The sequence below is a fragment of the Thioclava litoralis genome, assembly GCF_045278885.1.
GTDB lineage: Bacteria > Pseudomonadota > Alphaproteobacteria > Rhodobacterales > Rhodobacteraceae > Thioclava > Thioclava litoralis.
The window spans coordinates 2,271,668-2,287,682 of sequence record NZ_CP135443.1; the positions used below are offsets into that span (position 1 = coordinate 2,271,668).

Consider the following 16,015-nt stretch of genomic DNA (forward strand, 5'->3'; position numbering starts at 1 on the left):
CGGGTCAGGCCAGATAGGCGTCAAGCGCGGCTTCAAGGCCCTGCGCATGGATCATCGTCAGCCATTTCGCGAAGGGCTCGGCAAAACGCGCATCATCGGCCAGTTCGCCATATAGAAGGCGGTTTTCCAGCCATTCCTGCGGGTTCTCTTTGGCAGCCAAGGCGCGGATCTGCAGGTCCGCCCAGAAGGGGTCATTGGGTTCGACGACCGTGCCATCCTCACGGATGCCGGTGCAGTAGCGCGCCCAAGCCGCCGAGACGAGCGCCAGACCCTCGACGGTCAGGCCTTTCTCGAGGCATTCGCGCACCGAAGGCAGGATGAAGCCCGGATGGCGTGACGACCCGTCAAAGGCCACACGACGGGTGGTGTCGACAATCATCGGGTTCGAGAAACGCGCCTCGATCAGGGCGACATAGCCTTCGGGCGTCATGCCGGGCACGGCATGCACATGCGGCATGATCTCTTCGGTCTCCACCTTGCGGTAGAACGCGTGGATCTTGGGATGGTCCATACATTCGGAAATATGTGCAACCGAAAGCACTTCGCCCACATCCGAAATGACCTGATGGCCACCATTGAGAATGCGGATCTTCATGGTCTCGAAGCTGTGCACATCATCCGAGAAGGTCGCGCCCGCTTTGTCCCAATCGGGGCGGCCCGCGCAGAAGTTGTCCTCGATCACCCATTGGCGGAAATTCTCGTGGGTGACGGGGCAGTTATCCTCGATGCCGATCGAGCGCACCAGTTCCAGCTCTTTCGGGCCGGTGGCGGGAACGATGCAATCGACCATTGCATTGGGGAAGGTGCAGTTGGCATCGATCCAGTCGGCCAGCTCGGGGTCCGACAGACGCGCCAGCGACACCACGGTCTGACGCAGGATCGCGCCATTGCCCTGAAGGTTGTCGCAGCACTGGCCGGTAAAGGGGCCGACGCCCGTGTCACGGCGGATTTTCAGCGCGGCCACGATGGCCCCGAAGGCGGTCTTCGGCGTCTCGGGATTGGCGGCGTCATGCAGAATATCGGGGTGCTTGGCGTCAAAGCCTTTGGTGGCGGGGTCGATGAAATACCCGCCCTCGGTGACGGTCAGCGCCACGATGCGGATCTGCGGATCGGTCATCGCCTTGATCAGTGCGCCATTGCCGTCCTCGATCGGAATATAGTCGATCATCGAGCCCACGACCTCGGCCGACTGGCCTTTGGGGTCCAGCTCGATCAGCGTGGTCAGACAATCCTGCGCCAGCAAACGGTCCCGCATGGCCGCATCGGGGGCACGCACGCCCGCGCCGATGATCGCCCAGTCATGGGCCAGGCCCGCTTCCATCAGCCGGTGCAGATACCACGACTGGTGGGCGCGGTGGAAATTGCCCAGACCGATATGCACAATGCCGGGGGTCAGTTTGCTGCGGTCGTAGCTGGGGCGCTTAACGGCCTCGGGCAGTTGCGACAGAGTGGCGTTGGAAAGCTGTACCATGGTGGCACCTATCTGAAATGGAGTGGGGGCCACCTGAAAGGGGCCGCAAGGGGCAGGGGCGCCAGCCCCTGCCAGAGTGGTTTACCGGATCGCTTTACCGTTTTCGTCGAAGCGGTGGATGTTATGTTCTTGGGGGGTGAGCCAGACGGTGTCGCCGGCATGGACATCGACCTCGCCCGAGACGCGGACGTTGAACTGGCCGATGCCTTCGACCTGCACATGGGCATAGGTGTCCGAGCCAAGGTGCTCGGAGACGCCAACCAGACCCTCGATCGCACCGTCGACCGGCGTGGTCGAGAGGTCGATATGCTCGGGGCGGATGCCGATGGCATGGGCCCCGCGGGCCGCGGCGCGCTCGCCTTCGATGAAGTTCATCTTGGGGCTGCCGATGAAGCCCGCGACAAAGCGGTTATCGGGGTTGCGGTAGAGATCGAGCGGGCTGCCCACCTGCTCGATGCGGCCTGCGCGCAGCACCACGATCTTGTCGGCCATCGTCATCGCCTCGACCTGATCATGGGTCACATAGATCATCGTGGTCTTGAGCTTCTGATGCAGCTCCGAGATCTCGAGGCGCATGTTCACCCGCAACGCTGCGTCAAGGTTCGAGAGCGGCTCGTCAAACAGGAAGGCGGCCGGTTCGCGCACAATGGCACGCCCGATCGCCACCCGCTGGCGCTGGCCGCCCGAAAGCTGGCCGGGCTTGCGGTGCAGGTAATCGGTGAGGTTGAGCGCCTCGGCCGCCGAGGCGATGCGGCGCTCCTGCTCGTCGGTGGGTACACCGGCCATCTTCATCGGGAAGGCGATGTTTTTCTTGACCGACATATGCGGATAGAGCGCGTAGCTCTGGAACACCATCGCGAGGCCGCGCTTGGCGGGGGGGGCCTCGGTGGCATCCGTGCCGTCGATCATGATCTGCCCGCCCGAAAGATCCTCGAGCCCCGCGATCAGACGCAGCAGGGTGGATTTGCCGCAGCCCGACGGGCCCACGAAGACCACGAATTCGCCGTCCTTGATATCCAGATCCAGCGGCGGAATGACTTCGACTTCGCCAAAGGTCTTGCGCACGCCCTTCAGAGTGATTTGTCCCATGACTTATGTCCTTATTTCACCGCGCCGAAGGTCAGGCCGCGGACAAGTTGTTTCTGGCTGAACCAGCCCATGATCAGGATCGGCGCGATGGCCATGATCGAGGCGGCAGAGAGTTTTGCGTAGAAAAGCCCCTCGGGCGAGGAATAGGAGGCGATGAACTGCGTCAGCGGCGCGGCTTTGGAAGCCGTGAGGTTGAGCGTCCAGAAGGCCTCGTTCCAGGCGAGGATGATGTTGAGCAGCACCGTCGAGGCCATGCCCGGGACCGCCATCGGCGTCAGCACGTAAAGCACCTCTTCCTTCAGCCCCGCGCCATCCATGCGCGCCGCCTCCAGGATCTCGCCGGGGATCTCCTTGAAATAGGTGAACAGCATCCAGACGATGATCGGCAGGTTGATCAGCGTCAGCACGACGACCAGACCGATGCGGCTGTCCAGCAGCCCCAGATCGCGGAAGATCAGGTAGATCGGCACCAGAACCCCCACCGGCGGCAGCATCTTGGTGGACAGCATCCACATCAGGATATCCTTGGTCCGACGGCCCGGCACAAAGGCCATCGCCCAGGCGGCGGGCACCGCGATGATCAGCGCCAGCAGGGTCGAACCGACCGAGATGATGACCGAATTCATGAAGAATAGCGGGTAGTTCGAGCGTTCGAGCACGGTATGGTAGCTTTCCAGCGTCCAGCCCGAGAAGAGCACCTTGAGCGGCGAGGCGATCGCATTCCCTTCCGTCTTGAACGACAGGATGAAGATCCACAGGATCGGGAAGAAGATCGCAATGCCCACAGCCCAGGCAAGCACGGTGGTCAGCGCCTTGCGGCGGGGAGTGACGATACGGGACATCTCAGGCCTCCAGATTCTTGCCGATCATCCGCATCAGGAAGATCGCAACGATATTGGCCAGAATGATCGCGATGACACCGCCCGCCGAGCCGCCGCCGACATCGAATTGCAGCAGCGACTGCACATAGATCATATAGGTCAGGTTGGTCGAGGCCACGCCCGGACCGCCATTGGTGGTCACCAGGATCTCGGCAAAGATCGACAGCAGGAAGATGGTCTGGATCAGGATCACCACGGTGATCGCCCGCGACAGGTGCGGCAGCATGATGTAGAAAAACCGCGCCAGTTTCGAGGCCCCGTCCATTTCGGCCGCTTCCAGCTGTTCCTGATCAAGCGATTGCAGGGCCGTCAGCAGGATCAGCGTCGCAAAGGGCAGCCATTGCCACGAGACGATCCCGATGATCGAGGCCAGCGGCGCCTGAGCCAGAAAATCATAGGCCGGAAGCCCGAAGAGATGCGCGATATGCGCAAACAGCCCGTTGACCGGATTGAGGAACATGTTCTTCCACACCAGCGCCGAGACGGTGGGCATCACGAAGAACGGCGCGATCACCAGAATGCGCACGATCCCCTGCCCGAAGAAGGGCTGGTCCAGCAGCAGCGCCAGAAGAATGCCCCCCACGATGGTGATCGCCAGAACCCCCACCACCAGTAACACGGTGTTAAGCAGCGCCGTGATAAAGGCAGGATCCGTGACAAAGAACTCGTAATTGAGGAAGCCTGTCCATTCTTCCATGCCGGGCATGAGAAGGTTGTATCGCAGGAAGGAGAAGTAGAGCGTCATCGCCAGAGGGACGATCATCCAGCCGAGAAGAAGAATAACGGCAGGAGAAATCATCAACCTCGCAGCGGCGCGGGAATGCTTCGTGGCCATGGGCTACCTCGGCACGCTTGGTTGGATTTTGGGTCGAAGGTCCACGGTCCCGCGCTGCGGGGCCGTGGTGTATAGCGCAATGCGGGCAGGGGGACCTGCCCGCAGCTATAATTGCGGTTGGTGGATTACTTGACGTAACCGGCTTTCTTCATTTCACGCTCGGTCAAGGCCTGCGCGGATTGAAGTGCCTGATCTGCCCCCATCTGGCCTGCCAGAGCGGCGGAGAAGATCTGGCCCACAGCCGTGCCGATCCCTTGGAATTCGGGGATCGAAACGAATTGTGCGCCGACATAGGGCACATCCTGCACCGACGGTTTCTCGGGCGTGGCCTTCGAAATCGTGTCGATGGTCAGCTGTGCGAAGGGCGCGGCAGCCAGATAATCGGGGTTCTCGTAGAGCGAGGTCCGGGTACCGGGAGGGGCTGCGCGCCAGCCTTGCTTGTCGGCCACAATCTGGGTGTACTCTTTCGAGGTTGCCCATTCGACGAAGGCTTTCGCCGCGTCTTTATGTGCCGAGCTTTCCGGAATGGCGAGGTTCCACGACCACAGCCAGTTGCCGTGATTGTCGACGCCTTCCTTATTCGGGAAGACCGCATAGCCGACCTTGTCAGCCACGGTGGACTCTTCAGGGTCGGTCACGAAGCCTGCCGCGACGGTCGCATCGATCCACATGCCACACTTGCCTTGCTGGAAGAGCGACAGGTTTTCGTTGAAGCCGTTGGACGACGCACCGGGCGGGCCGTATTTGGTCATCAGGTCGAGATAGTCGGTGAGCGTGGCTTTCCACGGCTCGCTATCGAATTCCGGCTCCCAGTTCATATCGAACCAGCGGCCACCATAGGAGTTTGCCATAGCCGAGATGAAGGCCATGTTCTCGCCCCAGCCGGGCTTGCCGCGCAGACAGATGCCGTAGATGCCGTTGTCTTTATCGGTCATCTTCGCGGCGGCGTCCTTGATCTGGCTCCAGGTCGGCTGGTCAGGGATGCTCACACCGGCCTTCTCGGCCAGATCCTTGCGATACATCACCATCGCAGATTCGCCATAGAACGGCACCGCGTAAAGCGTACCATCCACCGACAGCGCCGAGCGCATGGCGGGCAGCAGGTCATCGGCATCATAATCTGCCGGAAGATCGTTGAGCGGCACCAACCAATCACGTTGGGCCCAGATCGGAACCTCGTAATTGCCGATGGTCATCACGTCGAACTGGCCGCCATTGGTGGCGATGTCCTGCGTGACACGCTGGCGGAGAATGTTCTCCTCGAGCGTCACCCACTCAACCTTGATGTCGGGATGTTTGGCGTAAAAGTCGTCCATCAGCCCTTGCATCCGCACCATGTCGCCGTTGTTCACGGTGGCGACGGTAATGGTGGTTTCGGCTGCAGCAGCTGTGGCAAGCGCGCCAAGGGCGCAAGCACCCAGAAGGGCACGGATTGTCATGGTCATGAATTCCTCCCAAAATTCAAACGAGCAATTATCCGCTCTATGGGCAAATGCTCATGAACGGGGCTGTGAGTCAAGTGTGAATTGCGCTGGGGAGAAAGGTGATATGCGCAAAACGCCGCTTGGATGTGCGCAAATTGGTGATAGCGGTAACATATCTTCTCCTTCCGCGCAGGAATGCGGCCCTTGTCAGGGGGACGCAATGGCTGGTTCGCGCCAGAGTAGAATGGGAATCAATCGTTAAGAAGTGCTTTCGCGGTGCGCTCATCTGTCACCAGATGGCTCAGCAGGCGGCCTTTGAGGGCCGCCGTCAGGGCCGGAAGCTTCTTCTGGCCTGCGGCAAAGCAATGGACCTGCATATCGCCATGAGGCACCCGTGCCCCCACGATGCGCCGCGACATCGGGTGGTCGAGAAACTGCCCTTCGGCGTTGAAAGCGTGGCCGCCGATCTCGCCGATGGCTCCGGCGCGAACCCAGTCCGCATGCTCTTCGGGGGTGATGAACCCGTCCATCAGAAGCGGCGCATCGGCCCCCATCTGCCCCATGCCGACAATCGCGAAATCGGCGCGCAGTGCCAGATCGATAGAGGCTTTGACATGCGGCAGCGAGCGGTAGAGATCGCGTTCCGCCTCGGAGGCGGCAACCACAGGGATCGACATCGGGAAATGCGGTGCCGAGACCTTTTCGGCCAGACGCACGATCACTTCGTAATGCGAGGCCGAGCCGTCGGGGGCGACGTTGCCGATCAGCGAGACCAGCTTGTGATGGCCGCCCGCAAGGCTTTGCATCTGCTCGACAATCATGCGCAGGGTCCGGCCCGTGCCAAGCGCGATCAGCTTGGGGGCGGGGTCGGTGAAAAACCGCTCGAGCAGAGGGGCGGCAAAGGGGGCCAGCGCGTCATTCGGGTCGCCGGTGGCCGAAAGCGAGGGCGCAACGCGGGCGGAGAGCAGCCCGTAGCGGTCGCGCAGCCTTTGTTCCAGTTCCAGACATTCGGCAATCGGGTGATCGATCCTGACGCGGATCAGCCCTTCGGCAGATGCCCGCGCCACCAGCCGCTGGACGCGCTGGCGCGAAATGCCCAGTTCAAGCGCGATCTGGTCCTGCGTCATGCCGCCCACAAAGGAAAGCCATGCCGCGCGGGCGGCAAGATCAAGAAGGTTGGCTTCGGCTTCATTGACGCGGTCGGACGGGATCATTTGGAGGCTCCGGAAAAGGGGCTGGACTGGATAAGCGGCCGCAGGGGCCATGCCGAGAGCAATGCGGTGAACTGCGCGAAACTGTCAAAGGCCAGATCGGCCCCGCCCAGCAGAGCGGGGTCCTGCGGTGTTTGGGGAAGGGCTGCGGCCAGAGGGGCAAGATGGGCCCCGCCCAGAAAGCGCCAGACCCGCATGCCCGCTGCACGGGCCCCCGCAATGCCCACCTCCGAGTCCTCGATTACCAGACAATCCTGCGGTGCGACATCGTAAAGGGCGGCCACATGCAGGAACAGATCGGGGGCGGGTTTGCCGCGTCTGACCTCGGAAGCCGTAGAGCAGCGGCCCTCGAAGAGCGTGTTCAGGCCGGTAATGGCCAGAGATTGCGCCAGCCGTGCCGGTGCCGAGGAGGTGGCCAGATGATAGGGCCTGTCCAGCCGGCGGATGGCCTCGACAACTTCGGGCATGACCTTCAGATCGCGCGAGAAGCGGGTCATCAGCTTGGTGCGGTAATGTGCCTCGAACCCCTCGGGGAGGGCTTGTCCGAAATCGCGTTCCAGCCTTGCGCGGACGCTTGGAAAGGCGCGCCCCAGACAGTTGCGGGCGAAATAGTCGAGGTCGATCTCCATTCCCAGCAGGGCCAGCTCTTCCATGAAGACAGAGGCCGAAAGCGCCTCGGAATCGATCAGGACGCCATCGCAATCAAAGATCACCAGCGCGGGGCCAGCCATCGGGTTCCTCCTCTTTGGTCTTCCCGCTATAGCGCGGCAGGGCCGGTTTCGCCAAGCCCTGCCGTGATCGGCGGAGGCGGACCTAGCGCGCCCCTTGCTCGGGCGCAGGCGCCTTGACGCGGAAGATCGCGCAATAGAGGGCGGGCACGAACAGCAGCGTGATCAACGTACCGGCGATAATCCCGCCCATCATGGCAATCGCCATCGGCCCCCAGAAGATCTGCCGTGCAATCGGGATCAGTGCCAGCGAGGCCGCCGCCGCGGTCAGCAGGATCGGGCGGGCGCGCTGGTCGGAGGCATGCCAGATCGCGCTCCAGCGGTCATGGCCCTCGGCGCGCAGATCCTCGGTGGCCTGAATCAGGATGACCGAATTGCGGATCAGGATGCCGATCAGCGCCAGCACCCCCAGAAGCGCCACAAAGCCCATCGGCGCGCCGAGCGGCAGCATCGAGGCCACCACCCCGATCAGCCCCAGAGGTGCCGCCGCCAGCACGACCACCATCAGGCGGAAGCTGCGCAACTGGAACATGATCAGCGACAGCATGATCAGCACCATGAAGGGCACGATCGCGATGATCGGAGCTTGCGATTTGCCGCTTTCCTCGACCGAACCGCCCATTTCCAAGCTGTAGCCCAAGGGCAGAGCGGCGGTAAACCGCGCGATCTGCGGCGCGAGGTCATTGACGATTGTGGCGGGCTGGGCTGTGCCGTCAATCGCGCCGCGCACGGTGATTGTGGGCACACGGTCGCGCGAGTGGATCACCGGAGGTTCGGTGACATATTCGAAATGTGCGATCGAGGTCAGCGGGATGGGATTGCCGCTGGTATTGGCAAATTGCAGGCTTTTCAGCCCGTCCAGCGTGTCTCGGTCGGATTTGCGGCCCCGCAGTTCCACCTCGATCAGGTCGATCCCCTGCCGCAGATTGGTGATGGTGGTGCCGGAATAGAGCGTGGTCAGCACCTGCGCCACATCCGACTGGGTCAGGCCAAGCTGGCGCATCCGCGCCTGATCAAGGTCCAGCCGCACGACACGGGCAGGGGCCCCCCAATCCATGTCGATGGCGTAAAGGCGGTCATCCTTGGCCATCAGCGCGGCCAGTTTGCGGGCCTCGCCCAGCAGGGTGGTGTAATCGCTGCCCGAAATCCGGTATTGCACGGGCTTGCCCACGGGGGGGCCAAGTTCGATCGGTTTGGGGTAGAACTCCACCCCCGCGCGGCTGTCCGAATAGCTGCGGATTTTGGCCCGCAGGCTATCGCGGTCGGTCAGGCTTTTGGTCTCGATCACCACCTGCCCCTCATTGGGAACGGCGGGCTTCACATCCAGTGTCAGCACGAAACGCGGAGCGGGGGTGCCGACATAGGCGGTCCAGAATGCCACCTCCGGCTGGGCTTTCAGCCATGTCTCGAAGCGGGAGATCTCGGCATCGGTTGCCTCGAAGCCCGCATCATCGCGCAGCGTCACATCGGTTATCAGCTCGGTGCGTTCGGAAGAGGGGAAGAACTGCTGTTCAACATGGCCAAGCCCCAGCACCGAAAGGGCAAACAGCCCCACGGTGGCGAGAATGGTGATCCAGCGATGGACCATCGCCTTTTCCAGAACGCGGTGGAAGCTGCGGCGCAGGCGGCCCGCCTCATGGGTCTGGTGCTTCCATTTGGCGGGCAGGAATGTCTTGCCCAGAACCGGCGCGAAAAGTACGGCCACGATCCAGCTGATCAGCAGGGATATGGCGATCACATAGAAGAGCGAGCGGGTATATTCGCCCGCCTGCGAGGCATTGAGGCCAATCGGAATGAAGCCCGCAACCGTGACAAGTGTGCCCGTCAGCATGGGCCATGCAATGGCGGTCCACGCGTAAGAGGCGGCCTTGGTGCGGCTTTCGCCCCGCTCAAGCCGCGAGATCATGGTTTCGATCGCGATCATCGCATCATCGACCAGAAGCCCCAGCGCGATGATCAGCGCCCCGAGCGAGATCCGCTGCAGGGTGATCCCCATCAGATCGAGGATCAGGAAGGTCACGGCCAGCACCAGCGGAATGGTCAGCGACACCACAAACCCCGCCCGCACGCCCAGCGAGACGAAGCTGACGGCCAGCACGATCACCAGCGCCTCGGCCAGTGCCCGCACGAAATGGCCCACCGAATCCTGCACCACCGTCGGCTGGTCGGCGATCTTGTGCAGGGTGATCCCCATCGGCAGCTTGGCGACTTCCTGCGCCATCAGCGCATCGAGGCTCTTGCCGAAATTCAGGATATTGCCGCCCTCGCGCATGCCGATGATCAGGCCCACCGCAGGCTGCCCCTCGTAGCGGATCAGCGAGGCGGGCGGGTCGTCATAGCCGTCCTTTACCTCGGCCACATCGGAGAGGGTGAAGAAGGTGTCATCCACCCGCAGCGGCGCATGGGCCAGCGCCGTGGCATCGGGGAATGCGCCGGTAAGCCGCAATCCGATCTGCTCTTGCGGGGTCTGGATCGTGCCGGTGGGGGTGATCTGGTTCTGGGTGGAAAGCGTGTTGAGCACGGTCTGCGCATCCAGCCCCAGTGCCGCCAGACGGCGGGTCGAGAATTCGACGGTCACCACACGGTCGCGGGTGCCGATCAGGTCGACCTTACCGGCCTGATCCAGCCGCTCGACATCGTCGCGGATCTTGCGCACCCATGACTTCAGCTCGTCTGGGCTGTAATCGGGGGCGGTAAAGGCATAGACATTGCCATAGACATCCCCGAAATCGTCATTGAAGGAAAACCCCTGGAACGCGCTGGGGAAATCGCCGCGGATATCCGACATCAGCTCGCGCACGCGGGTCCAGGTCGGCTGGATCTGGTCATCGGGAATACTGTCGCGCAGATCGACATAGATCACCGCCTGACCGGGATAGGTGATCGAGCGGGTGACATCGAGCGCGTCGATCTCGGCCAGCTTGCGTTCGATCCGGTCGGTGACCTGTTCCATCGTCTCTTCGGCGGTGGCACCGGGCATGCTGCCCGACACGACCATCGTGCGGATGGTGAAGCTGGGGTCTTCCTCGCGCCCCATCGAGTTGAAGGCCAAGATGCCTGCCACCAGCGACATGACCATCAGGAACCAGATGACAGAGCGGTTGCGCAGCGCCCAGTCCGAAAGATTGAACTTCATATCTGCGGACCTCATTTTGTCGTGCTTTCCTGTGCCGTTGGCGTGGTGGTGCGCGGCGCGCCCGCAAGGGTCAGGCCCTGACCGGCCCGCGCGCCTTCCTGCAAGGCGTCAAGCCCGCGCAGCACGACCTCGTCGCCGCTTTTCAGGCCTTGGGTCACCACGATGCGGCTGCCGTAATCGGTGCCGGTGGTGATGGTGGTGCGGTGCAGCAGGCGGGGGGTGCCGCTCACCACCCAGACGCTGGGCGGGGTGCCCGCGACAAGAGCCGCCTTGGGGATGCTCAGCATTTCGCCATTGCCGGTATCCAGCCGTGCCGATACCAGCGAGCCGATACGGTAATCCTCGCTGGGCGCGATCAGGGTCAGATGGGCGCGCATCGTATCAAGGCTGGAATTGGTGACCGGCTCGACCAGTCGCAGCTTGGCCTTGATCTGGGGCACATCGGTGGAATGATGGCTGACGGTAAAGCTCTGGTCGCGCTCCAGCGTGCTGGCCAGAACCTGCGGCATGTCGATCACCGCCTCGCGGTCATCGCCGCGCGCAAAAGTCACCACCTCGGTGCCTGCCGAAACCAATGTCCCCGGCTCGATCGCACGCGAGAGCACGATGCCATCGGCAGGGGCCGTCAGCTTGCCATAGCCTGCGGCCTGCGTGCTCTGGCGTTCCTGCGCCTGGGCGCTGTCAAACTGGGCCTTGGCTGCGGCAAGGCTTGCCTCGGCGGTTTCGAAATCCGATTGCGCCAGCACGCCGCGTTTGCGCAAGGTGGCGGCGCGATCATAGCTTGCCTGCGCATAATCAAGCGCGGCCTGCGCCTGCCCGACCGCGGCCCTGGCCTCGCGCAGGTCCTGTTCTAGCGTGATCTGGTCCAGTTCGGCAATAACATCGCCCTGTTTGACACGGTCGCCCGCCTCGACATGGATGCGCGACACCCGCCCGCCCGTGCGAAAGGCCAGCGAGGTCTCGTAGCGCGCGTCGACCATGCCCGAAAAGACACGCTGGCCGGTGGGCACCTCGCCCAGAATTTCGGTGATGACAGGGCGTGGTGTGGCCGTGTCCGGCCCGCTCTGCGTCGGCTCGCTCTGTGTTGAGGCGTCCTGTGCGAAGGCGGGCAGGGCAAGGCAGCAGCCCAGAAGGATAGCGGCATATCTCATTGGCTGTCTCCGCGGGTCTCTGTCACGGTCTGGCCGTCGAACAGGCCATCGGCTCCGGTTGCGACGATCTTCATATCGGCGGTGATCGCGGAAGACGGCACCAGTTCGATCTGAGTCGTGCTATAGGCGGCGATCTCGACGGGGGTCAGGCGGATCTGCATGCTCTGCGGGTCCACCACCCAGACGGCATCGCCCTCGGGGCCGCTCACCAGCGCATCCCACGGCAGGGCAAGGCGCTGCGGTTGCGGCAGCGAGATCTGGCCGGTGATCAGCGTGCCGATCCGTGGCGGCTGGGCGCTGGCATCATCGATGCGGGCCTTGATGGTCACGGTGCCGGTATCGCTGAGTTGTGGCGAGACTTCGGTGATCTTGGCATTCAGCGGAGTGGTCTGGGCGGGGCTTTCAACGGTGATGCTGCGGCCTGCCAAACCGGCCAGTCCGGCGATGTCGGGGGCCTGAAATACCGCCTCGCGGGCCGTTTCATTGGCCAGCATCACCACCTCCTGACCGGCGCTGACGACCTCGTCGATTTCGGCGGCGCGCTCGGTGATCACGGCATTGTCGATGGCGCGTAAAACGGTATCGTCCATGCCCTGCTGTGCGGTTTCAAGCTGGGCCTGGGCCTGATCGAAACCGGCTTTCGCCTGCAGGAAATTCTGCGTGGCCTCGTCCAGCGCGTCCTGTGTGCCGGTGCCACGGGCAAGCAGGCCTTGTGCACGGTCGCGGGCCTGTCGCGTCTGGTCCAGCTGGGCCTGCGCCGAGGTCAGGCTGGCCTTGGCCGCATCCAGAGAGGCCTGCGCCGCTGTCTGGTCAAGCGTGGCGATGATATCGCCTTTTGCGACATGGTCGCCGGTATCCACCGCCATCTGGGTGATCCGCCCGCCCGAGCGGAAGCTGGCGGGATAGGTTTCGGGGGCCTCGATCGTGCCGATAAAACGCACATCATGCTGGGCCGGCACGGTCTGGGGCTGGGTGATTTCAACGGCGACGGGCGGCTGCGCCTGAAGCGGCCGCGCCGGTAGGGTGGTCAGGCATAGCAGTCCTGCGAGCCACAGATATGTTGTTTTGCGCCCTTGCGCGGCCCCGAAACGAGGACGGATCATCGCCGATCCTTTCCAATAGATGGTCCAGCGTCATGATGATGCTGTCTGGTAATGGCTGGCCCTCAATGTGCTGGCCCTAATGTGCAGGCCTGTCAATGGCTTGCCCGATGGTCTTTCGATGTTGTGGCAAGTCTGCGCAAATGATGCGCGGACATTAGCCTCTTTCGGAGAAAAGGCAATCTCGGGGGAAAGATTAGATTTTTATCGCGCTTCGGCCAGAGCTTTTGCGCGCTGGATGAAATGTTCGGCCGCAACGGAATGTCCGCTGGCCAGCGGATAGACCAGTATCGCCTGATCGACCGCCCCCGCGCGCAATTCCAGCCGCCGCGCGACGATCTTGTGACCGGCGAGATCGGGCGGGCTGAGCGGGCTTGCGGCGCGCAGCGAAAACCCCTTTTCCTGCGCCACAGCGGTCAGGATCTGGATGTCGTCGGGATATTCTTCCACCAGCCGCGGCTCGACACCTTCGGCCCGCAGGATATTGGGGAACAGGTCGCGTGCAGGGGGCAGCGACAGGCCGATCATTGCCTCGCCCTCCAGATCCTGCGGTTTGAGACTGTCCTGCGTGGCAAGCGGGTGGGTTTGCGGCAGCAGAACCCAAGGCTGGAAAGGGACCAGCGGAATCTGTGCCAGCGTGTCGGGCAGATTGGCCTCATGGACCAGCGCCACCTCTATGCGCCCTTCGTCCAGCGCGTGCAGGAGGCGCCCCTGATCACCGCGCAGCAATCGGGGCGAGACCTCATGCAACCCGCGCAGAAGTTCGGGCAGAAGCCAGCCCGCGAAAGACGGGATCGCCCCGATCCAGAGCGGCAGTTTGGGCTGCGCCTCCGGCTCGTCAAAAAGCGGATCGCCGGTCAGGGGGCGGATGAATTCGCTATCGCGGCCATAGACCTGCTTGACCGTGTTCAAAGGCAGCCCGAGTTCGCCCAGAAAGGGGCGTTCCTGCGAGACATAGCCAAGTTGCGAGGAAAGCGGCAGGCGGTCCTGTGCCCGTCGCTCTGCCGCGCTGGTTGTGGCATTGCGCGTGGCCAGTAGGGCGGCCTGTATCAGCGCCGGTTGCAGGCTGTCTGTCATCATCCGCGCGGGCAATGCGGCGGCGTTCTGGCTGGCGGCCTGCGCGGTGCTTGTCTGGCCGGCGGTCTGCGCATTCGGCAAAGCCTGCGAGGGCATTTGCGGCGTCACGGGGGGCGGTGCTGGCTGGGCCGCCGTCTGCGAGGTGGCGCTATTGCTGCCACTTGTCACAGCTGCGGCGCTTCCGGCAAGTTTTGCTGCGGTGGCGGTGGCGGTGGCGGTTGCGGTTGCGGGGTCGGTGGAGGGCTGCGACGGAGACTGTGTCCCGGAGCCCGTCTGCGCGGCCGCCGTGCTTTTGCCGAGTTCCTGCAAAAGGGTGCCGAATTGCGCGCTTTGCTTGCCCGCCTGCGCACCGGCCTGTGCCGCCAGCCGCAGCAGTCCGGCCAGCCCGTCCGCCGTGAGGCGCGGGGGGATCATGCAAGCCCCCGTAATGAGCCGCGCCTATGCTGCATTGCACCTTCTCCCGATGGCAGTTCCTTTCACGATAGAAGCGGAGTGGTTTAGATTTTATTGAGGCCCTTTGCCCTCTCCCGTTTTGCCCTGTCCTGTGCGGTCAGGCTGTCTGCGCGCTGATCCCAATACAAAAGGCCCCGCAGATTTGCGGGGCCTTCCGGTGTATCTGTGCGGCTGGATTACAGCGCGCCTTCACGTTGTTTGATCATCATGAAGGTGTCGTAGTTATATTCGGCCAGCTGCGCCCAGAGATAGGCGTCTTTCTTGAAGGCCGCCTGGCTTTCATAGACTTTCTTGAAGTTCTCGTTCGAGCCGTTCAGCTCGGTATAGACCTCTTTGGCCGCGTTGAAGCAGGCATTGAGAACCTCTGCCGAGAAGGGACGCAGTTGCGCACCCTGACCGATCAGAGATTTCAGCGCCGTCGGGTTTTTCTGGTCGTAGGAGGCCAGAACATCGGCATTCGCTGCCTGACAGGCCACCTTGATCGCGTCTTTGTAGGCCTCGGGCAGGGCGTCATATTTCTCTTTGTTAAAGAAGGAGTGCAGCACGGCGCCACCTTCCCACCAGCCCGGATAGTAGTAATAGGGGGCCACTTTCACGAAGCCGAGCTTCTCGTCATCATAGGGGCCGACCCATTCGGTCGCGTCGATGGTGCCTTTTTCAAGCGCGGCATAGATATCGCCACCCGCGATCTGCTGCGGCACGACGCCGAGCTTTTCCATGACCTTGCCCGCAAAGCCACCCAGACGCATCTTCAGACCATTCAGATCCGCAACCGTCTTGATTTCCTTGCGGAACCAGCCGCCCATCTGGGCACCGGTATTGCCGGTCGGCAGGCCCACGACATTGTAGTTCGCGTAGAACTCGTTCATCAGGTCGATGCCGCCGCCGTAATACATCCACGCGTTCTGCTGGCGCGAGTTGAGGTTGAACGGCACAGCCGTCCCCAGCGCAAAGGTCGGATCCTTGCCCCAGAAATAGTACGAGCAGGTGTGGCAGGCTTCGACCGTGCCATTGGACACCGCATCAAGCGCCTGCAGACCACCGACGATTTCACCTGCGGCAAAAACCTGAATCTTGAATTTGCCATCCGTGATCTCTTCGACATATTTTGCCATCGTGGCACCGCCACCATAGATCGTGTCGAGCGATTTCGGGAAAGACGAGGTGAGGCGCCAGTTCAGAGTGGGCGCTTCTTGTGCGATCGCGGGGGCTGCAAGTGAGGCACCTGCTGCCGCAACACCACCCAGCGCACCTTTGCGAATAAACGAACGACGATCCATATTACCTCCCAACCGTCAGAAAATCTCTGGGCGACGCTCCTCTTGTCACCCTGTTTGGCTATATTGCCTTACCAATTCCGCTTGTCCAGCATTTCCTTGGCCCGAGCTTGCGCTTTTGATCTCTCTCGCGCAAGAAAAAACCCGAGCCGGTGGCTCGGGTTCGGAACTGCGGTATTTTC

The 16,015-nt window shown here is 62.5% G+C and carries 12 protein-coding genes; all 12 read right to left on the bottom strand.

Annotated elements, in window-relative coordinates:
- Positions 1-4 precede the first annotated feature (4 nt).
- A complete protein-coding gene (locus tag RPE78_RS11260) occupies positions 5-1,471 on the bottom strand; it encodes a mannitol dehydrogenase family protein (RefSeq protein ID WP_339107049.1) in 1,467 nt (488 codons plus the stop codon).
- Positions 1,472-1,552: 81 nt separating this feature from the next.
- Positions 1,553-2,560: an ABC transporter ATP-binding protein gene (locus tag RPE78_RS11265; RefSeq protein WP_330629236.1), complete on the bottom strand. Its 1,008-nt coding sequence runs from the start codon at positions 2,558-2,560 to the stop codon at positions 1,553-1,555.
- Between the two features lie 11 nt (positions 2,561-2,571).
- The gene (locus tag RPE78_RS11270; protein WP_330629631.1) at positions 2,572-3,402 is read right to left on the bottom strand and encodes a carbohydrate ABC transporter permease; all 831 of its coding nucleotides are present in this window, start codon (positions 3,400-3,402) and stop codon (positions 2,572-2,574) included.
- Between the two features lies 1 nt (position 3,403).
- Positions 3,404-4,276, bottom strand: a complete 873-nt coding sequence (locus tag RPE78_RS11275) for a sugar ABC transporter permease (protein ID WP_330629630.1) — start codon at positions 4,274-4,276, stop codon at positions 3,404-3,406.
- Between the two features lie 125 nt (positions 4,277-4,401).
- Positions 4,402-5,721: a sugar ABC transporter substrate-binding protein gene (locus tag RPE78_RS11280; protein ID WP_339107050.1), complete on the bottom strand. Its 1,320-nt coding sequence runs from the start codon at positions 5,719-5,721 to the stop codon at positions 4,402-4,404.
- Positions 5,722-5,951: 230 nt separating this feature from the next.
- On the bottom strand, positions 5,952-6,914 hold the full coding sequence (locus tag RPE78_RS11285; protein WP_339107051.1) for a sugar-binding transcriptional regulator: 963 nt from the start codon (positions 6,912-6,914) through the stop codon (positions 5,952-5,954).
- A complete protein-coding gene (locus RPE78_RS11290; RefSeq protein WP_406720597.1) occupies positions 6,911-7,642 on the bottom strand; it encodes an HAD family hydrolase in 732 nt (243 codons plus the stop codon). Before RPE78_RS11290 ends, RPE78_RS11285 begins: the two co-directional genes overlap by 4 nt.
- Before the next feature lie 82 nt (positions 7,643-7,724).
- On the bottom strand, positions 7,725-10,775 hold the full coding sequence (locus RPE78_RS11295; protein ID WP_406720598.1) for an efflux RND transporter permease subunit: 3,051 nt from the start codon (positions 10,773-10,775) through the stop codon (positions 7,725-7,727).
- An 11-nt stretch (positions 10,776-10,786) separates the two neighbouring features.
- On the bottom strand, positions 10,787-11,926 hold the full coding sequence (locus tag RPE78_RS11300; protein ID WP_406720599.1) for an efflux RND transporter periplasmic adaptor subunit: 1,140 nt from the start codon (positions 11,924-11,926) through the stop codon (positions 10,787-10,789).
- A complete protein-coding gene (locus RPE78_RS11305) occupies positions 11,923-13,029 on the bottom strand; it encodes an efflux RND transporter periplasmic adaptor subunit (protein WP_406720600.1) in 1,107 nt (368 codons plus the stop codon). The genes RPE78_RS11300 and RPE78_RS11305 overlap by 4 nt, the downstream gene beginning before the upstream one ends.
- Before the next feature lie 201 nt (positions 13,030-13,230).
- Positions 13,231-14,517 carry a LysR substrate-binding domain-containing protein gene (locus RPE78_RS11310; RefSeq protein ID WP_406720601.1) on the bottom strand — a complete coding sequence of 429 codons (1,287 nt, stop codon included), beginning with the start codon at positions 14,515-14,517 and terminating at the stop codon, positions 13,231-13,233.
- 215 nt (positions 14,518-14,732) lie between these two features.
- Positions 14,733-15,836, bottom strand: coding sequence for a TRAP transporter substrate-binding protein (locus RPE78_RS11315; protein WP_339107057.1), 1,104 nt, complete (start codon positions 15,834-15,836; stop codon positions 14,733-14,735).
- Positions 15,837-16,015: the final 179 nt, after the last annotated feature.